Origin of the sequence: Peribacillus simplex, assembly GCF_030123325.1 — a bacterium.
Lineage (GTDB): Bacteria > Bacillota > Bacilli > Bacillales > DSM-1321 > Peribacillus > Peribacillus simplex_D.
On record NZ_CP126106.1, the window covers coordinates 4,124,816 to 4,144,355 of the forward strand.

The window sequence follows — 19,540 nt, forward strand, 5'->3', positions numbered from 1 at the left end:
TCACATTCCTTCTTCCCTTTTTAGAAATGGATCAAGTTTTTCATCCAGAGCCCTCAATGCGTTGGCACGGTGGCTGATTTTGTTTTTTTCCTCTTTTGTCAATTCGGCGTTTGTTTTGCCCTGTTCCTCAACAAAAAAGATGGGATCATAACCGAATCCATTCGTTCCTGAAGGCTGTTCTGTAATCAAGCCTTCCATCGTTCCCGATACCGTAATCGTTTCCTGGTTGGGTGACGCTAGCGCCAAGGCGCAATAAAACCTCGCCGTCCTATCCTCTTTCGGCACGCCTTCCAGCTCCCGGAGGACTTTTTCCGTGTTTGCTTCATCACTCTTGGACTCTCCAGCATAGCGCGCAGAATATACGCCAGGACGGCCCTCCAATGCATCTACAATCAATCCGGAATCATCAGCAATGACAAAGTGGCCTAGCTGATGGGCAATGGCCTCTGCCTTCAGGATCGCGTTTTCTTCAAAAGTCGTGCCTGTTTCCTCGACATCAGGAGCATCCGGTACATCGAGAAGTGTTTTGACTTCATACCCTTTTGCAGAGAATAAGCTTTCGAACTCCTTGGCTTTCCCTTTATTTTTCGTTGCAATGATTACTGTCTTCATTTTTCATTTCACCCTTTTTTATTTTATCGGCATGAAGCTCATTATGGGCTAAGAAAGAATTCGCTGTAACTCGTTATATGTAAAAGCCCCATCTTCTCCAATGCCAAACGGACGAATCCAGCGCTGCCCTTCACAACAACGGCCGCTGGATTATCCAGATAAGTTAAGTCTAACACAACTCCCACATCTGCAATAACCCGAAACTTGTAATCTAACGTTTGTAATTTTCACTATGTTCAATATGGATATTAACTTTTATGTTATTTATTGAAGTCTTATCAAAGGAATTAATAATTTTATTATCCCACTTATTGACATGGTATCTGTATGCCTTTTCACTGATGTTAAAAAGGTCTGTTTTGATTTTTCCCCCTGTCTCCAACGTCTTCAAAATATCTTCCTTAATTTTTATTTCCACCTTTTTTTCGATTTTTTCCATATCAAAGTTATCTATATTTTGTTTCAATATCCCATTTGCTCTCACTTCTAGATCATATAAGGGTTTCTTTTGCCGCTCCAACACCATGATGTTTGTTTTGGGGTCCATGATTTCAACACTTACCTTTTGTTCGTTCAGCGAAAAGAACATCACTGTCGCCTTATTTTCAACCCATTTTAAGCCTATCAAATCTTGTTTACTTACGAACCCTTTATATTGCTGCTTTGATACAACATAGCCGCCATTCAACGTTGGTATCTTCTTTCCTTTCCCTCCCTCTGAGAAATGATGCTCATTTATGACCAAAGAGGGAATTAAAATGGAACCAACCGGTTGATAAAACTTCGAAACCAGTTCACTGAATTTTAACGGTGATATGAAATAGTTCTCATTAATAACGGTCTCTGGCCTTTGAATGATCGTGAATAAGTTAGGAAGATTAAAGAAACTATCACTGTCAAACACCTTTTTAATATCCTCGTTCGTAACGAACAGCCATGAATTGTATCGCAATAAAGGCTCTTTCCCTACATATTCAATGAAATCCATCATTTTATTCTTGATTATACGCTCACTTAAAATGAAGGAGTTAATATGCCCGATATACAGCGGTAATGCGGCATGTTGTTCTAATTCGGTAAATGCTTCCTCAATACTTTCCCCTTTACCTTCCCCAATGACAACAGAAGATTTTTCTTGTAATATAGCGGCCCCCTCCTGTTTTGCAATATCCGCAAAATTCAACGCTTGAAAGTATAAGATGAATTCACCCTCCTTATAATCGATCCCTAGGGCTGTTCCATATGTTTGGGCATGAATTTCCTTCATTCCCCAACATCCTGTCGTCAGTAAAAGTTGACAGCCAATAATCATGACTGCAATTAGCCTTCTCATTTGTTTGACTCCTTTTGAGGTTCATTATCAGTTGACTGAATAGCTTGATTCCGCTGTCTTAACATCCCATCCGGAAGCCTGAATAAGACTTTTAACATATCCGATTTATTTGGTTTGGAAAGTGGATTCACAAAAGGCTGGCCGAAACTTTCCAAGGAAACCACAACAATCAAGACAAGGAATATTCCCATGAAGAATCCAAACAAGCCTAAAAACGCTGAACACGCAAATATGAATAACCTTATAAGAACGATATTCCCAGCAATATTCTGATTGATTAAGGTATAGCTTGCGAGAACTGTAACAGCTATTATTACAAGCATGGAGGGTGAAGTCAGCCCTGCCCGAATCGCTGCATCACCTATGATCAACCCACCCAATACAGAAACTGTCGGACCTACAGCTTTTGGCAGGCGAAGACCAGCTTCTTTAAATAGCTCAAACAATATGATCATCATGAAAGCCTCCAACGAAGCAGGTATCGGCAATCCCTGTCTCGTGATTGAAATCGTCGCAAGAAGCGAAAAGGGAATTTGGTCGAATTGATAGGAAACTAACGCTATAAAAAAACCAGGTAACGTAACCGCTACAAATAAGGCGACTACACGAAGAACGCGCATGAAACTGATGTAAAAAAAGCTTGCATGTGCGTCATCAGCAGCGTACAGTAACTGATTAATGCTTGTAGGTCCGATCAAGCATGTGGGATTCCCATCCACCAGGATGGCAAAGCGCCCTTGATTCAAAGATTCAACAACATAGTCCGGTCGACCGATATAATCCATTAAAGGGAAGATGGAAAATTGAGTATCATACAGGTGCTCTTCAACTTGGTAACTGCTGACTATGATATCAACCTTTAATGAATCCAATCGTTTTTTAATATCCATAAGAATAGAGGGATTAATAATGTCATCTATATAAAGTAACAATATTTTAGTTTTACTTCTTTTCCCGACTGTATATTCAATGCATTTAAGTGTTGACGTTTTTAACCTTTGGCGAATTAAAGACATGTTATCCGATATATTCTCAACAAATCCATCTCTAGGTCCGCGAATGGAAGATTCTATATTGGACTCTTCCGGACTGCGCTTAGGGGAATTAGCTAATGGGGTATAGTAAATTTCATTAGAAGATTCATTAATGATGATTAGGTCTCCTGAAAAAAGGATGCTTTCTACTTCCTCTTTTAAATCGGAGTTTTTTTTTAGCATACTGATTTCCATAATATTGCTTAATCGGTCAATTGTTAATTCTCCATTTTCTTGAACCGCTTTTGATATTGTAGGCAGTATCACTTCATTGATGAATTGCATATCGACTAAGTTTGGCGCATATAAAAACCCCAACAAATAACGACCTTCAGGATCAAATGTTTTTTTTCTTAAAACAACATCAGAGGAATGTTCGAACCATTTTTGGATTTCGTCAATGCAAGAAGGAGTTCCATTCAATTTTCCCTTCCTCATAATGTTTCACCTTTTCCTTTTCCCTTTTTTATAATAAGAAATAACAGTATAATTGCAGCACTCAAAAGAAACAGACTACTGATTGGAAAGAAATATTTGTATATAAAATAAAAAAATGAAGTGGCATCCCAATGGATTAGCGTCCCAAAAACAATCATCAAATATAGGGAAAGCAGTATCCACTTCTGATGTTTTGAATTTGAGATTAATTTATATCCTATAAATAAACATAAACTTATTCGAATCATGGCACCTGAAAGCCATTGGAAAATCGACAGGAAATCGAGTCGAGTAATATAATAGCCAAACCTTAACAACTTCCATTGTTCATAAGCTGGATTCCTCATTTTCACTGCTTCCACAGAACCAAATTCTGCAATCGCTCCCATGAGGGGCCCTAACGTAAGCATGATTAAAATTACACCAACTAATAAAAGCCACTTGGCTTTTAGCTTACCTTTCAGGTAAGGAGTCAAAAATAGAAAAACGATAATTTCTAAATATCCTGCACTCGTATACAAAATTCCATTTAGAGTATTGCGATACCCGCTTTCAAATATCGGGAACAATAATTCGTAATTCTTATTACTCGTATTCCCCAACCCCACAAATATCCCGAAAAAGGTGACGAACGGAAGAAACAGGAAAGCCAAAGTACTTATGGTGCGTATTCCTTTATAAGTTGCAAACATACAAGTAAATGTGAATAGGCTAACGACTACGATGTTTGGTATGTCATGAGTATAATTAGCCTTTGCCCAAATCACTGTAAATTTGACGGTAATGAAGGCGTTAAATATAAAGTACAACCCAAATGCTATAGAGAAAACATATGTAACTAAAGGTGTAGACCATTTTTTTAGAAAAGCGATTATATCTTCTTTATCTAGTTTTTTATAAATATAAAAAATAAATAGGGTCCAAACGATACAGGGAACAACACTGATTATGACACTTATCCATGCGTCGCGTTGAGATGCGGTTAAGATATTGGGAAGAAGCAGGACATGTACCATGAATCCTGTATTCATAATGATTAAAACATAGATGTGTACAGCCTGAATGACCTTTTGATCCATAATATCCCCCCATTGAAAGTAATTTCCCCTTTTAAAAATTTATTTATGTAAAAACTTTCTCATGATACGAGAAATTGCCTGGCAGGGGTAGTATTTTCATCTCATGCAATAATTAAGATGTATAGGCCCTAAAAGAGTCGTAATTCAATTCCGGAGGCAAAAAAATAAGAGACAGCTTCAGGCTGCCTCATTGTGCTATTTCGAATATAATATCGTTCTTTAAAAACTGCCTGTGTTGACTTTCTCTGGACGGACCACCGGTTCGGATAATTTCTTTCCTTCTTCATTGAGAACATCGGCGCTGCCCTGCACTTGTACTTCAACGCTTTCTATTCCTTTCTGTTCCGTTAAAGAAAGGACCAAGGCATCAAGGACTTCTTGTGATACCTTTTTCTCTTTAAAGCTTCCAAGGATATTTTCGTTAAAATTGAGGCTGACCTTACCTTCTGCCACTTTAGGCTCGTCAAGTAAAGCTACATCACTCATGAACCCTGTTTGCAGGTTAGAACCCGAAGGACTCTTCGTTAATTCCTGAATGACTGCTGTTACATTATCAGACACCGTTTCACTGATCCTGCGCGTCACCGGAACATAATAAGTATACTCCTCGTCACCGCCTACATAATAAACGGTCAGTGCTTTTGTATTGGAAATGTCGACTACGTCACTCGTATCGATATTGATTCCTGACGACCTTGAGATATTTTCATCTATCGGTGTGCCATTGACCGGCATTTCGGAAATATCTTCCCCATTGATTCTCATTTGGATTTTTTCGACCGAGTCGAATTGTGTCAGGGTCCATGTAATGGCTTGAAGGATTTTAAGTTCATCCTCTTTCTGATAGTTTTTGAACTCTGGCGAAAAGTCCGCTACAGCCACTCCGTCTTTAATGTTCACGCTTATTTGGGTATCGGCAGGAATGACGGCCCTGAACCCATTCGGAAGTTTATCCGTGACTGGTCCGTTACTGACAAGGTAATCAAGGGCCTGTTTAGCGACAGCTTCCGATTTAGGAAGTTCCAATGTCTGTGGAACCACATACCCGCTTTTATCAATTAAATATAACTCCGTCTTCACCGTTTTCGATTCAACAGCGCCTTCTTCTCCATCAGCCGCCGGCTTTTCCTCACCATTCGTTTCTGTTTCTTTCAATGAAGATTCATCCTCGACTAAAGAAACATCCTTTGGCGGATCAATTTCCTTTTTCTCTTCACCGCCAAATAATCCGCAGCCCGAAAGCCAAAAAGAAGATGCCAGAATGGTCACAGCCATTGTTACTTTTGATTTATTGGACATAAAATCACTCCTAGGACAGTTTGTACTCCTATTTATACGAGCCCTAGGGGAAAATAGACCAATTATTTTTCTCTCTGATAATGGAGCCGGGCAACTTGCACGTACTGCTGCATCTTTGTCAGCTTCATTGGGATTTCAGGAACTCCTGATCGGAACAATCGAATCCCTTTCCCTTCTGTCCCTTAAAGCCTATCCATGCTTCCATCTTCTCTAGCGATATATCCATCCTGGCTTGCAGCTATATACATTTTTCCCCTCCGAAAAAAAAGACTTCCAAATGGAAGCCTTATAAGTGATCAATTTTAATTGTTTCGATGTCATTGACATGAATACCGAGCCAGCTCGACGCGATGGAGCCGAACATATCTTTTGAACCGGTTGTGTAAAAGTGATGAACTGGACGGAGCTTGCTTTTATTGATTAATTTATAGTAATCCAATATGACACTTGCCTCACGGGCCGTCTCTTCCCCAGAGGAAATGACTTGTACTTCATCCCCCATATAGGAAGAGATTACAGGCCCCAGCAGCGGATAATGGGTACAGCCAAGGATCAATGTGTCGATCTTCGTTTTCTTCAACGGGTTCAAGGTTTGTGCCACGACCCTATTGACGATACCCCCTTGAAACTCCCCGCTTTCCACGATTGGGACAAATTTCGGACATGCCAAACTATCTACTTTCACATCGGAATTGATGGAAGCAAGCGCGTCATCATAAGCTTTGCTTTTTACCGTGCCTTCCGTACCAATAACGCCAATATGCAAGGAATCAGAAACTTTCAATGCCGCCCTTGCCCCTGGATGTATGACACCCAGCACAGGAATCGGAAGTATTGCCCTGATCTCATCCAATACGGCTGCAGTCGCCGTATTGCAAGCGATGATCAGCATTTTTATATCCTTCTTCATCAAGAACCTCGTCATCTGCCATGTGAAGGTTTGGACATCTTTTTTTGTCCTCGGCCCATAAGGGCATCTTGCTGTATCACCTAAGTAAATTATATTTTCATTTGGTAGCTGACGCATGACTTCTTTAGCAACTGTCAAGCCGCCTACCCCTGAATCAATGATGCCTATCGGTTGTTTCAAAAAACTCGCCTCATTTTTCTTTCATTTCTTGATGTAGTTTTGCTAGAATCCCTTTGAGGGACCTTATGTCAGATTCGTTAAAATTGACTAACACGCCACTCAAGTACTGTTGTCGTTTATTAATTACTTCTTCGATAATCCGTTCACCCTCTTCAAGAAGGTGAATTCGAACCACACGCCGGTCCTTTTCATCCCTGACACGCTGAACAAGCTGATGTTTCTCCATGCGGTCAATCAGATCCGTCGTTGTGCTGAAGGCGAGAAACATCTTCGTGGACAATTCGCCAATCGTCATGTCGCCTGATTCAAAAAGCCATTGCAAAGCCACGAATTGAGGAATGGTAATTTTATAATCATGGAGAATTTCTCTTCCCCTTTGCTTAAGCCATGTCGATACATAGCGCAATTCCTTCTCGATATCGGCTACATATGCCGCCTGCTTCTCTTCATCCATACACACAGCTCCCCACTTCATGAAACTTATCATACTACCATTTTGGATGAAAGTGAAATGATTTTCAAGATTGATTGCCTGGAAGCATAATGAAACCCCATACATAAAAATAAGCAGCATCCAAAGAAGTCAAAACAACCAAGTTGCTTTGCCCTTCCTTATATGCTGCCAATAAACGGGAGAGAAATTATTTATAAGGCTTACGTATTAAGAGTTAACACATTAAAGCTTAAGTTCTCCCATACGAAGGAGTTCTATGACTGCCTGCGAACGTCCTTTAACTCCAAGCTTCTGCATCGCATTCGAAATATGGTTTCGAACTGTTTTTTCGCTAATAAACAATTCACCTGCGATTTCTTTTGTTGTTTTGTCTTGTACTAGTAACTCAAATACTTCTTTTTCTCTTTTGGTGAGTAGTGGCTTATGAGTGAATTCGTTCTCCTTCAAGTAATGTTACCCTCCTTGCCTTCACCAGCATAAAACCCGGAGTGGGTGTCTATTTAGTCAAGATATAGTATGTCGGCTAGGGCAATGGAGTGACTCTTTTGCTTGTCTAAATGGAAATATTTTTAGGAATGTTCAGCTCTGTATGCCACATCGATCGCTTCATCTCTTCCGTCCAAGCTACGGGCCTTCCGGTGGCCTTGGAGACTTGTACAATCGTCCCCCTGCCCGTTAAACAAATTGAACCATCTTGTTTGGTACCCATATAATGTATGTCCACTGAAGAATTTCCGATAAGGTCAGCTTTCACATGGATTGTCAACCGATCATTGAAAAACACCTGCTTCAGGTAATCACACTGTAAATTTGCAACAACCGGCATCTCACCGCATTCAGCCGAGGTCCAATCCTTCATGAACCCCATTCTGTTGAAATACTCAATCCGAGCCTCCTCAAAATAAGTAAAAGGAATCGTGTTATTCAAGTGCCCAAACATATCAGTTTCCGAAAAGCGAACCTTAATTTCATGTTTAAAAGAAAAATCATTGATCCACTCCGTTATATTATCGATATATGATATTTTGCCCAACTTGTGCACACCCTTTCTGAATTGAATGACTATTCACTCATTTTATAAGAAAACAACGATAATGAAAAGGATTTTCTATTGAAGCAGGTCAATTTTATCAAGCTCACTTCATTAATCAAACCCTTCACCGTTGGCTTGATGCCGCATTTACACTTCGATCCCAGTTATCAATCATTTATTATTGCTGTCGGTTCCCAACCAAGTCTACGTATGTAAAACATTGTAAAAAAAGAACCCATATCATAAGATACAGGTTCTTTCTTGTTCATCATTAAACTTCATCGCTGCCGAAGAAGTTACGGAATTGTTGGATCGTAGTATCACGGTTCAACGCGGCAATCGAAGTCGTTAATGGAATGCCTTTAGGGCAAGACTGCACGCAGTTTTGTGAATTACCGCAGTTTGCAAGTCCTCCATCACCCATGATCGTATTTAAACGTTCAGCTTTGTTCATTGCACCTGTTGGATGTGCATTGAATAAACGAACTTGCGATAATGGTTGTGGCCCAATGAAGTCTGAATTGCTGTTTACGTTCGGACAAGCTTCCAGACAAACACCGCAAGTCATACATTTAGATAACTCGTAAGCCCATTGGCGTTTCTTTTCTGGCATACGAGGTCCTGGTCCAAGATTGTACGTTCCATCGATTGGAATCCATGCCTTTACCTTTTTCAATGAGTCGAACATACGGCTGCGATCGACTTGCAGGTCACGAACAACAGGGAATGTACGCATTGGAGCTAGACGAACCGGCTGCTCCAATTGATCGATAAGAGCTGTACATGATTGTCTTGGTTTACCATTGATAACCATTGAACAAGCACCACATACCTCTTCAAGACAGTTCATGTCCCATGCGATTGCTGTAGTGTGCTTGCCTTGTACAGTTACTGGATTACGACGGATTTCCATTAGAGCGGAAATTACGTTCATATTCGGGCGGTACGCTAATTCGAATTCCTCATCATAAGGAGCTGAATCCGGTGTATCTTGACGAGTGATTATAAAACGGACTGTTTTAGTCTCAGATTTAGTTTCAACCATTTTTTTGCTCCCCCTCTTTAGTGTTTCGTAGTGTAGTCACGTTTACGCGGTGCGATCAGTGATACATCAATATCTTCATAATGGAATTCAGGTGCTTGATCCAAGCCTTTGAATGTTGCCATAGTAGTTTTCATGAATTCCTCATCATTACGTTCCGGGAAATCAGGTTTGTAATGCGCTCCGCGGCTTTCGTCACGGTTTAACGCACCAATTGTGATTACACGAGCCAATTGCATCATGTTTTGCAGCTGTCTAGTGAATGCTGCTCCTTGGTTACTCCATTTTGCCGTGTCATTGATGTTAATTTTCTTGTAACGTTCCATCAGCTCAAGAATCTTGTTATCCGTTTCTTTCAGCTTGTCATTGTAACGAACTACAGTAACATGCTGTGTCATCCACTCACCAAGTTCTTTGTGAAGGATGTACGCATTTTCGTTACCATCAAGAGACATGACTTCATTCCATTTCTCCTGTTCTTGTTTTTCGTACCCTTCATACAATGAAGAAGGAATGGATTCTGAAGTTTTATCAAGGCCTTCAATATATTTAACGGCATTCGGTCCAGCGACTGAACCACCATAGATTGCAGAAAGAAGTGAGTTCGCACCAAGACGGTTACCGCCATGTTGTGAGTAGTCACACTCACCTGCAGCGAATAAACCTTTGATGTTAGTCATTTGGTCATAATCCACCCAAAGTCCGCCCATAGAATAGTGAACGGCAGGGAAAATTTTCATTGGAACTTTACGAGGATCTTCACCCATGAATTTCTCGTAGATTTCAATGATTCCGCCAAGTTTTATATCAAGTAATTTAGGATCTTTATGTGATAGATCCAGGTAAACCATGTTTTCTCCATTTATGCCAAGCTTCATGTTCATACATACGTCGAAGATTTCACGAGTCGCGATATCACGAGGTACCAGATTTCCATAAGCAGGGTATTTTTCTTCAAGGAAATACCAAGGTTTTCCGTCTTTATATGTCCAGATACGTCCACCTTCACCACGAGCGGATTCACTCATCAGACGAAGTTTGTCATCTCCAGGGATTGCTGTCGGGTGAATTTGAATGAATTCACCATTTGCATAATTTACACCTTGTTGATAAACGATGGAAGCTGCTGATCCTGTATTGATCATTGAGTTAGTTGATTTACCGAAAATGATTCCAGGGCCGCCGCTCGCCATGATGACTGCGTCGCCAGGGAATGATTTGATTTCCATTGAAGTCAGGTTTTGAGCTACGATACCGCGTGCTGTTTGCTCATCATCGATAACAGCTCCAAGGAATTCCCAGCCTTCATATTTCGTTACAAGGCCTTCAACTTCATAACGGCGAACCTGCTCGTCCAATGCGTAAAGTAATTGCTGACCAGTTGTTGCACCAGCGAATGCTGTACGGCTATGTTGAGTACCACCGAAACGACGGAAATCAAGAAGACCTTCCGGAGTACGGTTGAACATTACACCCATACGGTCAAACATGTGGATGATCGATGGTGCTGCTTCGCACATCGCTTTAACCGGCGGTTGGTTAGCCAAGAAATCTCCGCCATAAACTGTATCGTCGAAGTGGATGTATGGAGAATCCCCTTCACCTTTTGTATTAACTGCCCCGTTGATTCCGCCTTGGGCACAAACTGAGTGAGAGCGTTTAACAGGCACTAAAGAAAATAAATCAACCTGTTGTCCCAGCTCTGCTGCTTTGATCGTAGCCATTAATCCAGCTAGACCTCCACCAACGATAACTATTTTACCTTTACCCAATTCTGTCACTCCCTTATTTCCATTAGCCAAGCTATGTTTTTCCTAATACTTATAAATGAACTCTATCTTCTTATACGAAAGCGAAAATTGCGCTGACTCCGATATAAGAAAGAAGAACGAAAACGATCAATGTAAAGTAAGTCATGATTCTTTGCGATCTTGGTGAAACTGTCAGACCCCAGCTCACAGCAAATGACCATAATCCATTAGCAAAGTGGAAGATTGCCGAGATTACACCAACAATATAGAACACAAGCATGAATGGACTGGAGAAAATATCTGCCATCATGTCAAAGTTAACTTCAGCACCCATAGCTGCTTGAATCCTTGTTGCCCATATATGCCAAACAAGGAAGATCAATGTTATGATTCCAGTTAGGCGTTGCAGCATGAACATCCAGTTACGGAAGAAACTAAATCTGCCTAAATTGTTTTTTGCTGTAAAGGCAATATAAATTCCGTACACAGCATGGAAAATGAGCGGTAGATAGATGACGACCCATTCTACCAAAATCTTCACGGGCGTAAACTCAATTAAATGAACTGCCCCATTAAAAGTTTCTTCTCCTTTTGTTGCCATAAAGTTTACCGATAAATGAAAAATTAGGAATAGACCAATTGGAATTACTCCTAGAAGTGAATGAAGCCTGCGATTCCCAAACTCACGATTCTTTGCCACTAAGTGCCCCCCCTTAATTTGTGAAAAATCATGCAAAGATAATCTGGTGGCTACCTTTTATCTCCGCGTGAAAATACAGTATAGAGTCAAAAAACTCCTCTATACTTCCTTTACAATTATGTGACATGTCCATTTTACTCCTGACTTCTATGTGCGTCAAGAAAACGGATACAAGAAATCTCTTTTTCAGAATAGATTTTATTGGATTAATTTGTCTATTTTTTATCTATCATGCATATATTTTGGAGAAATTACTCATTAATCTATTAATATCTCGCAATAATTTCTCATTTTTTTCCAATTGTTATTTAAATAAATAAAAAACAGTATAAATTGCAAAAGAAATGCGTTTATAATAGATTTACAGAAAGAGGCGATAAATTATGAAAAAAAATATTGCTGCTGCGATAGAAGAAGAGATTCATACTGAAGAAATTCAAACTGAAGAATTCAAAGTTCCAGCTTTCGGGTACGAATTAATCAGAGAAGTTCTATTGAACGATATTCTCGGAAAAGACTCAAATCAAATCCTCTATTGGGCAGGTAAACAATTAGCAAGAAAATTCCCATTGAAGGGCGATCAGGAAGTGATTGAATTTTTCCAAAGCGCCGGATGGGGCAATCTGGAAATCTTGAAGTATACGAAACACGAGATGGAATTATCCCTGACGGGTGAAATAATCAGCCGCCGCCTGGATTTACACCCTGATTGTCACTTCCAGCTTGAAGCCGGTTTCCTTGCCGAACAGTTCTCACTGCAAAAAAAATTCCTCAGCGAATCAACGGAAGAAATCAAACGCCGCGCAAAAAAAGTGATATTCACCATCCAATGGGATCCCAGAGATCCAATCTAATGAGCCCTTAAAACAGACTTACCCTTTTTACCGGAAGTCTGTTTTTTATTGGACTCCTGACACTTAAGCTAGCACATTTGCATGCTGACCAAGTTTAAATGCTTCATGAAGGGATTCAACCGCCTTCACCATTTCCTTTTCATTGACGACAGTCGAAACTTTAATTTCCGATGTGCTGACCATTTTCACCTGGATGCCTGTATTGGCCATCACCTCGAACATCTCGGCAGCCACTCCGGGATTGGATACCATACCAGATCCGACGATGGACACTTTGGCCAACCCGCTCTCCGTTTCGACCCGGTCGAATCCCAATTGTTCTTTATTATTTTCCAGCACGATCAAGGCCGCTTCCGTATCTTCACTTTTTGTGGAAAAAGATAGATTGGTTGTATCCTCGGCAGTCATGCTTTGAATGATGATGTCCACATTAATTTGGTTTTTCGCAAGTGTCGTGAAGATTGTGGATAATGCACCAAGTGATTGGGGCAAACCATAAATTGTGACCCTCGTAATACTGTCTTCAAAAGCAATGCCGCGTACAATTAAGTTTTCTTCCATAGTTGCTTCCTCCTCAATGATCGTTCCTGATTCTCTCTCCATGCTTGAACGGACTTCAAGCGGAATTTGATAATTTTTTGCATATTCGACAGCCCTTGGATGAAGGACGCCCGCCCCCAGGTTGGCAAGTTCCAGCATTTCATCGTAAGAAATGGATTGGAGTTTTCGCGCGCCTTTTATGTAGCGTGGATCCGTTGTGAAAACACCCGTTACATCCGTATAAATATCGCATCTATCCGCATTCAGCGCTGCGGCGATGGCAACCGCCGTCGTATCGGAACCGCCTCGCCCCAAGGTAGTGATTTCCCCATTTACATCGTTACCCTGGAAACCGGCCACGACCACTATTTTCTTCTCTTGAAGCTGAGCTTGGATCCTTGAAGCATCGATGTTTAAAATCCGGGCATTCCCATGAACGGATTCCGTTTGCATGCCAGCCTGCCAGCCAGTATACGAAATGGCTTCATGCCCTTCTTCAATCAATGCCATCGTTAACAGGGAAATCGTTACCTGTTCCCCAGTAGTCAATAGCATATCCATTTCCCTTTTGCTCGGGTTTCCGGAAATATCACGGGCCATGGAAACCAATTGGTCCGTTGTTTTCCCCATAGCTGAAACAACGACGACTACCTCATTTCCATTCTCAGCTTCCTCGATTACCCGATTGGCAACATTTTTGATTTTTTCTACGCTACCGACGGATGTTCCGCCAAATTTTTGAACGATTAATGCCATCCTCATGCACCCTCTCTACTTTTTAGGCAATAAAAAAAGCAATGAGAAATATCTCATTGCTGTGATCACATATCTAATACTGTAAACACAGTGAGATAGCTCTCCAGGGTATAAACCCTGACAATCCGCCATTTATTAAATGTCGGACCAGGAAAACAAGGTATGAGTCTTATCTTCCTTCGGCGTCATCCCCTTTCAAAACCTTTCATGGAAGCTCATACTTCTCCAGGTTTTTACTCTTGAATTCCGCACCTCTATCAGCACTTTTTAAGTTGTCTAGTTAAAAATTCCTTTTAATCATAGCATAGTGATTTATCGGTAGCAAGATTATTCTTGTAACTTTCTAACGATTCCCTCGGCTACCCCTTTTGGCATACCAGCTTCCATGATTTCCTCGACTGTTGCCTCTTTGATTTTTTTCAATGATCCAAAATGCCTTAATAATTGCTTCCTTCTTTTTTCCCCGACTCCTGGGATATCATCAAGCTGGGAGTGAACCGCATTTTTCCCGCGTAGCTGGCGATGAAAAGTAATCGCGAACCGATGCACTTCATCCTGAATTCTTTGCAATAGGTAAAATTCCTGGCTCCGTGAATCAAGAGGCACGATTTCAAGAGGATTTCCGATCATCAATTGCGATGTCCTATGCTTTTCATCCTTAATGAGGCCTGAAAGTGGAATCTCAAGGCCCAATTCATTTTCCAAAATATCCCGAACGGCTTCGACATGTCCCTTTCCGCCATCAATGATGATCAAGTCCGGAAGCGGCAGCCCTTCTTTCAATACTCGTGAATACCTTCTTCTGACCACTTCACGCATCGATTCATAATCATCGGGTCCCTGGACCGTCTTGATCTTATATTTTCGATACTCTCTTTTTTCCGGCTTCCCATCAATGAACACGACTAAAGCGGAAACAGGGTCACTTCCCTGGATATTGGAGTTATCGAAAGCTTCAATTCGATGCGGGGTGTAGATACCCAGTTGGTTCCCGAGGTTTTCCACCGCATTGATCGTTCTTTCTTCATCCCTTTCAATCAAAGAGAATTTTTCCTGAAGTGCGATGGAGGCATTTTTATTCGCCAATTTAAGCATGTCTTTTTTCGCCCCCCTTTTGGGGTGAATCGTTTTGACACCAAGCAGCCTTTCGGCCATTTCGGCATCCACTGATTCAGGCAGCAAGATTTCCTTTGGTTTAAAATGGTTCGTAATCTCGTAAAATTGACCGAGGAATGTAAGAAGTTCCTGTTCGGGTTCATCATAGACCGGAAAAAGTGAAACATCCCTTTCTATCAATTTACCCTGCCGGACAAAAAATACCTGAACGCACATCCAGCCCTTATCATAGGCAAACCCAAATACATCCCTGTCGATGAAATCGGTCGTCATCATTTTTTGCTTCTCCATCGTAATATCAATGTGGGCAATCTTGTCACGGAACTCCTTGGCCCTCTCGAAATCGAGCTCTTCTGATGCCACTAGCATTTTTTCAGTCAGTTCTTTTTTTATTTCAGTATGCCCGCCGTTCAAGAACCGGTTGATATCATCCACCATTTTTTTATATTCCTGTTCCTCTACTTCATATACACATGGGGCCAGGCACTGTCCAAGATGATAGTAGAGACAAACGCGATCGGGTAATGTATTGCATTTTCTAAGGGGATAGATGCGGTCGAGCAATTTTTTCGTTTCGTTAGCTGCAAATGCATTCGGATAAGGACCGAAATATTTCCCTTTGTCTTTTTTTACTTTTCGCGTAATGATCAGACGTGGGTGGCGTTCCGCAGTCAGCTTGATGAAAGGATACGTCTTATCATCCTTTAGCATGACATTATATTTTGGGTCATGTTTTTTGATTAAGTTCAACTCTAAAATAAGAGCCTCTATATTGGATGAGGTGACGATGTATTCGAAATCCTCAATCTCATTCACGAGCCGAAATGTTTTTCCATCATGAGATCCCGTAAAATAAGAACGGACCCGATTTTTCAACACCTTCGCTTTGCCTACATATATGATCGTTCCCTGACGATCTTTCATTAAATAACAACCAGGTTGATCGGGAAGAAGGGCAAGTTTATTCTTTATTTGTTGATTCATGCATTCAGCCTCCTGTTCTCCCATTATTACAATCATTATATATCAAGATAGCGAAAAAAGCTTCAAGTCCGCAGACTTGAAGCTTTTTTTAGCTAACTTACTATTACGCGTGTTTTTCAATAAGTTCAGCAAGTGCTTCTTTAGGTTGGAAACCAACAACCTTATCAACCACTTCACCGTCTTTAAGGACGATTAATGTCGGGATGCTCATCACACCGAATTTTCCTGCTGTTTCTTGGTTTTCATCTACATCCACTTTTACGATTTTTGCTTTATCGCCAATTTCAGTATCAAGCTCTTGAAGAACAGGAGCGATCATTTTACAAGGTCCGCACCATGGAGCCCAAAAATCTACAAGAACAACACCTTCGCTAGTATCTGTTGTGAAAGTTTGGTCAGTTGCATTTACAATAGCCATATATATTTCCTCCTCAAATTTACTCAAATAACTAAAGACAGTATACCATTGTTGCTCGAATCGATGCTAATATTTTGCTTCAGTGGTAGGATGTCCAAAAAAAGAATAAATATGCAGGCCGAAAGTCCTTGCCTCTTAATCCAAATAAAAGGCAAGACATGTATCGGCTTACGCCAAATGTCTTGCCCCCTTATCTGTATTATCTCTATTATGCGTTAACTTTTAGTTTTTTGAATTCTTCCGTAAGTAATGGAACGACTTCGAAAAGGTCTCCGACAATTCCATAATCAGCCACATTGAATATGTTAGCTTCCGGGTCTTTATTGATGGCAACGATAACCTTGGAGTTGGACATCCCGGCTAAATGCTGGATCGCACCGGAAATTCCGCAGGCGATATAAAGGTCAGGTGTTACGACTTTGCCCGTTTGCCCGATTTGCAAAGAGTAATCGCAATAGTCCGCATCACATGCTCCGCGGGAAGCTCCTACCGCTCCGCCAAGAACTTGTGCAAGCTCCTTTAATGGTTCAAAGCCATCTTCACTTTTCACGCCCCGTCCACCTGCGATGATTACTTTCGCTTCGGAAAGGTCTACCCCTTCGCTAGCTTTTCTAACAACATCTTTAATGATAGTGCGTAAATCCTTAATATCCACACTTAATGTAGAAACATCACCAGAGCGGGACTCATCTTTCGCTAATGGTTCGATATTGTTCGGACGGATTGTCGCGAATATCACGCCATCTGTAACAATTTTCTTTTCAAATGCCTTACCAGAATAAATCGGGCGGGTGAAAACGATATTTCCGCCTTCTTCTTCAATGGCTGTAACGTCCGAAATCAAACCTGACTCAAGCTTTCCAGCCAATTTAGGTGCAAGGTCTTTTCCTAGGGCCGTATGTCCAAAGAAAATCCCTTCTGGCTTTTCCTGCTCGATGACGGCAAGCAAGCTTTGCGCATATCCATCTGAAGTATATTGTTTCAATTGATCATTCTCTACTGCAACAACCCGGTCCGCGCCATATTGGATCAATTCATTTCCTAAACTTTGAACACTGTCACCAACCAAAACACCTACGATTTCCCCGCCATCTGCAGCAAGTTTAGCCGCACCGATAGCTTCAAATGATACATTTCTTAGTGAACCGTCACGAACTTCGCCCAATACAAGAAACTTTCTAGCCATTTATAAAGACCTCCTGTGCTCTATTTTTCTTTTTTGCCGTGTTAGTTGTTTTGAAAAGTACCGTTTAAGATTAAATCACTTTTGCTTCACTGCGTAATAATTGAACAAGTTCGCTAACTTGATCACTGATTTCTCCGTCCAATACTTTTCCAGCTTCTTTTTTAGCAGGAAGGTAAATTTCAATCGTTTTTGTTTTTGCTTCAACATCTTCTTCTTCCAAATCCAGGTCATCCAATTCCAATTCTTCAAGCGGTTTTTTCTTCGCTTTCATGATTCCTGGCAATGAAGGATAACGCGGCTCATTTAGCCCTTGTTGAGCTGTCACCAACAATGGAAGGGATGCTTCGATCGTTTCAGAGTCCCCTTCGACATCACGGATAACGCTTACATTTCCATTTGCGATGTCCAGTTTAGTAATGGTTGTAATATAAGGAATTTCTAAAATTTCGGCAACGCGTGGTCCCACTTGACCAGAACCGCCATCGATTGCAACGTTTCCTGCAATGATTAAATCGGCATTTTTACCTTTTAAGTATTCACCTATAATTTTGGCAGTCGTGAATTGGTCGCCATTTTCTATGTCGTCTTCTATATTTATCAATACGGCTTTGTCAGCACCCATTGCCAGCGCTGTACGTAATTGCTTTTCAGCCTCTTCGGTTCCGACAGAAATAACCGTTACTTCTCCGCCTTGTGCATCACGCACCTGGATTGCTTCTTCAACTGCATACTCATCGTATGGATTAATGATGAATTCTGCACCATCCTCATTAATTTTTCCGTTGGATAGTGTAATTTTTTCTTCTGTATCAAATGTTCTTTTCAGCAGTACATAAATGTTCACGATAATACCTCCCGAATGATTTGAGTTTTGAAGATTATGAATTTTATTGATATATAGTATTGTTCTACAGAATTCATCAATATCCTGCATGATATATAAAAATAGTTATTTATATCATTTCCCTTTGAATACAGCTTCCCTTTTTTCAATGAAAGCGCTGATTCCTTCTTGTGCATCAGCGGTATCGAAAGCTCGGCCAAAGAGGGCGGCTTCCCTTTCCACACCTTTATGGTAGGAATCATGCTTGGAATAATTCAATAACTCAATGGCCGACTTTAAAGCCAATGGGCTTTTCTTGGCAATTTTATTGGCTAGTTCCTTAGCTTTTGGAATCAGTTCTTCATCCGTGAAGGCATGATTCGCCAATCCGCATTGCACAGCTTGGGTACCAGATATCGGTTCACTTGTAAACAGCATTTCAGCAGCCTTTGCCATGCCTACATAACGAGGAAGTCGTTGGGTCCCGGCAAATCCAGGGATTAAGCCCAACTGCAGCTCAGGCAAACCAAGTTTAGCCCTTTCGGTGACCAATCGGATATGACAGGCCATAGCCAGCTCCAATCCTCCGCCAAGCGCTGCCCCATGGATGGCTGCAATGACCGGTTTTGGAAAAGATTCGATTTTCTCAAATACCGATTGGCCATTCTTGGTCAGCTTCTCGAAGGCTTTCCCGTTCTCCACTTCAGTAAACTCTTTAATGTCTGCTCCAGCAGAGAAGAACCTTCCTTCACCATGAACAAGGACAACCCGTACGGCATCGTCTTTCTCAATTTGATCGAAGGCCTGTGAAAGCTCTCCGATGATAGCCGAAGAAAGCGCATTTGCAGGTGCATGATCAATCGTTATAAAAGCCACATGATTTTCGACAGAAAGCTTAAGATATTCCATATCAATCCCTCCAGGCATCCTAGTCAAACTCTTTTGAAAATTCAATATGTATCACTTCCCTAATGAAACCGGAAGCAGGATTAATCGAT

20 protein-coding genes and 1 riboswitch are annotated in these 19,540 nt (G+C 41.1%); of the genes, 1 reads left to right on the plus strand and 19 read right to left on the minus strand.

The genetic code is table 11. From position 1 onward, the window contains the following. The 13 genes from QNH43_RS19535 to QNH43_RS19595 form a co-directional block, all read right to left on the minus strand. A complete protein-coding gene (locus QNH43_RS19535; RefSeq protein ID WP_144551192.1) occupies positions 1–612 on the minus strand; it encodes an XTP/dITP diphosphatase in 612 nt (203 codons plus the stop codon). Between the two features lie 41 nt (positions 613–653). Then, entirely contained in the window at positions 654–788 is a 135-nt protein-coding gene (locus tag QNH43_RS19540; RefSeq protein ID WP_283915327.1) for a hypothetical protein, read from the minus strand. Positions 789–823: 35 nt separating this feature from the next. Beyond that, the gene (locus QNH43_RS19545; protein WP_283915328.1) at positions 824–1,945 is read right to left on the minus strand and encodes a Ger(x)C family spore germination protein; all 1,122 of its coding nucleotides are present in this window, start codon (positions 1,943–1,945) and stop codon (positions 824–826) included. Next, positions 1,942–3,417, minus strand: a complete 1,476-nt coding sequence (locus QNH43_RS19550) for a spore germination protein (protein ID WP_283915329.1) — start codon at positions 3,415–3,417, stop codon at positions 1,942–1,944. Before QNH43_RS19550 ends, QNH43_RS19545 begins: the two co-directional genes overlap by 4 nt. Further along, positions 3,414–4,496 carry a GerAB/ArcD/ProY family transporter gene (locus QNH43_RS19555; RefSeq protein ID WP_283915330.1) on the minus strand — a complete coding sequence of 361 codons (1,083 nt, stop codon included), beginning with the start codon at positions 4,494–4,496 and terminating at the stop codon, positions 3,414–3,416. Before QNH43_RS19555 ends, QNH43_RS19550 begins: the two co-directional genes overlap by 4 nt. A gap of 219 nt (positions 4,497–4,715) precedes the next feature. Then, positions 4,716–5,795 (minus strand): GerMN domain-containing protein, encoded by a 1,080-nt coding sequence (locus QNH43_RS19560; protein WP_076364870.1) that lies wholly within the window; start codon positions 5,793–5,795, stop codon positions 4,716–4,718. 286 nt (positions 5,796–6,081) lie between these two features. Beyond that, the gene (gene racE / locus QNH43_RS19565; RefSeq protein WP_283915331.1) at positions 6,082–6,885 is read right to left on the minus strand and encodes a glutamate racemase; all 804 of its coding nucleotides are present in this window, start codon (positions 6,883–6,885) and stop codon (positions 6,082–6,084) included. A 10-nt stretch (positions 6,886–6,895) separates the two neighbouring features. Beyond that, the gene (locus QNH43_RS19570; RefSeq protein WP_283915332.1) at positions 6,896–7,339 is read right to left on the minus strand and encodes a MarR family winged helix-turn-helix transcriptional regulator; all 444 of its coding nucleotides are present in this window, start codon (positions 7,337–7,339) and stop codon (positions 6,896–6,898) included. Positions 7,340–7,561: 222 nt separating this feature from the next. Then, positions 7,562–7,786: a helix-turn-helix domain-containing protein gene (locus tag QNH43_RS19575; RefSeq protein WP_028392149.1), complete on the minus strand. Its 225-nt coding sequence runs from the start codon at positions 7,784–7,786 to the stop codon at positions 7,562–7,564. A gap of 106 nt (positions 7,787–7,892) precedes the next feature. Further along, on the minus strand, positions 7,893–8,372 hold the full coding sequence (locus QNH43_RS19580; RefSeq protein ID WP_283915333.1) for an acyl-CoA thioesterase: 480 nt from the start codon (positions 8,370–8,372) through the stop codon (positions 7,893–7,895). 271 nt (positions 8,373–8,643) lie between these two features. Then, on the minus strand, positions 8,644–9,417 hold the full coding sequence (sdhB, locus tag QNH43_RS19585; protein WP_034308984.1) for a succinate dehydrogenase iron-sulfur subunit: 774 nt from the start codon (positions 9,415–9,417) through the stop codon (positions 8,644–8,646). A gap of 17 nt (positions 9,418–9,434) precedes the next feature. After that, positions 9,435–11,186, minus strand: a complete 1,752-nt coding sequence (gene sdhA / locus QNH43_RS19590; RefSeq protein WP_076366267.1) for a succinate dehydrogenase flavoprotein subunit — start codon at positions 11,184–11,186, stop codon at positions 9,435–9,437. Positions 11,187–11,256: 70 nt separating this feature from the next. Further along, entirely contained in the window at positions 11,257–11,865 is a 609-nt protein-coding gene (locus QNH43_RS19595) for a succinate dehydrogenase cytochrome b558 subunit (protein ID WP_076364864.1), read from the minus strand. Between the two features lie 383 nt (positions 11,866–12,248). Here QNH43_RS19595 and QNH43_RS19600 point away from each other — a divergent pair, with 383 nt between their 5' ends. Continuing rightward, on the plus strand, positions 12,249–12,719 hold the full coding sequence (locus QNH43_RS19600; protein WP_283915334.1) for a YslB family protein: 471 nt from the start codon (positions 12,249–12,251) through the stop codon (positions 12,717–12,719). 63 nt (positions 12,720–12,782) lie between these two features. On the opposite strand, the gene QNH43_RS19605 is transcribed toward QNH43_RS19600, so the two are convergent. The 6 genes from QNH43_RS19605 to QNH43_RS19630 form a co-directional block, all read right to left on the minus strand. Next, complete coding sequence (locus QNH43_RS19605; RefSeq protein WP_283915335.1) at positions 12,783–14,015, minus strand: aspartate kinase; 1,233 nt, start codon at positions 14,013–14,015, stop codon at positions 12,783–12,785. Between the two features lie 88 nt (positions 14,016–14,103). Continuing rightward, positions 14,104–14,280: riboswitch (Lysine riboswitch) on the minus strand. A gap of 62 nt (positions 14,281–14,342) precedes the next feature. Next, a complete protein-coding gene (uvrC, locus tag QNH43_RS19610) occupies positions 14,343–16,115 on the minus strand; it encodes an excinuclease ABC subunit UvrC (RefSeq protein WP_283915336.1) in 1,773 nt (590 codons plus the stop codon). Between the two features lie 103 nt (positions 16,116–16,218). Further along, the gene (gene trxA, locus QNH43_RS19615) at positions 16,219–16,533 is read right to left on the minus strand and encodes a thioredoxin (RefSeq protein WP_283915337.1); all 315 of its coding nucleotides are present in this window, start codon (positions 16,531–16,533) and stop codon (positions 16,219–16,221) included. A 208-nt stretch (positions 16,534–16,741) separates the two neighbouring features. After that, positions 16,742–17,719, minus strand: a complete 978-nt coding sequence (locus QNH43_RS19620; RefSeq protein WP_283915338.1) for an electron transfer flavoprotein subunit alpha/FixB family protein — start codon at positions 17,717–17,719, stop codon at positions 16,742–16,744. A 70-nt stretch (positions 17,720–17,789) separates the two neighbouring features. Next, positions 17,790–18,563: an electron transfer flavoprotein subunit beta/FixA family protein gene (locus tag QNH43_RS19625; protein ID WP_076364852.1), complete on the minus strand. Its 774-nt coding sequence runs from the start codon at positions 18,561–18,563 to the stop codon at positions 17,790–17,792. 114 nt (positions 18,564–18,677) lie between these two features. Further along, positions 18,678–19,451 (minus strand): enoyl-CoA hydratase, encoded by a 774-nt coding sequence (locus tag QNH43_RS19630; RefSeq protein WP_283915339.1) that lies wholly within the window; start codon positions 19,449–19,451, stop codon positions 18,678–18,680. Positions 19,452–19,540 lie beyond the last annotated feature (89 nt).

Excerpts from the sequence above, each read along its gene's own strand:
- QNH43_RS19550 (WP_283915329.1), bottom strand. The coding sequence starts at position 3,417 with ATGAGGAAGGGAAAATTGAATGGAACTCCTTCTTGCATTGACGAAATC.
- trxA (WP_283915337.1), bottom strand. The coding sequence starts at position 16,533 with ATGGCTATTGTAAATGCAACTGACCAAACTTTCACAACAGATACTAGC.
- sdhB (WP_034308984.1), bottom strand. The coding sequence starts at position 9,417 with ATGGTTGAAACTAAATCTGAGACTAAAACAGTCCGTTTTATAATCACT.
- QNH43_RS19630 (WP_283915339.1), bottom strand. The coding sequence starts at position 19,451 with ATGGAATATCTTAAGCTTTCTGTCGAAAATCATGTGGCTTTTATAACG.
- uvrC (WP_283915336.1), bottom strand. The coding sequence starts at position 16,115 with ATGAATCAACAAATAAAGAATAAACTTGCCCTTCTTCCCGATCAACCT.
- QNH43_RS19560 (WP_076364870.1), bottom strand. The coding sequence starts at position 5,795 with ATGTCCAATAAATCAAAAGTAACAATGGCTGTGACCATTCTGGCATCT.
- QNH43_RS19605 (WP_283915335.1), bottom strand. The coding sequence starts at position 14,015 with ATGGCATTAATCGTTCAAAAATTTGGCGGAACATCCGTCGGTAGCGTA.
- QNH43_RS19570 (WP_283915332.1), bottom strand. The coding sequence starts at position 7,339 with ATGGATGAAGAGAAGCAGGCGGCATATGTAGCCGATATCGAGAAGGAA.
- QNH43_RS19545 (WP_283915328.1), bottom strand. The coding sequence starts at position 1,945 with ATGAGAAGGCTAATTGCAGTCATGATTATTGGCTGTCAACTTTTACTG.
- QNH43_RS19555 (WP_283915330.1), bottom strand. The coding sequence starts at position 4,496 with ATGGATCAAAAGGTCATTCAGGCTGTACACATCTATGTTTTAATCATT.
- QNH43_RS19620 (WP_283915338.1), bottom strand. The coding sequence starts at position 17,719 with ATGGCTAGAAAGTTTCTTGTATTGGGCGAAGTTCGTGACGGTTCACTA.
- QNH43_RS19535 (WP_144551192.1), bottom strand. The coding sequence starts at position 612 with ATGAAGACAGTAATCATTGCAACGAAAAATAAAGGGAAAGCCAAGGAG.
- QNH43_RS19600 (WP_283915334.1), top strand. The coding sequence starts at position 12,249 with ATGAAAAAAAATATTGCTGCTGCGATAGAAGAAGAGATTCATACTGAA.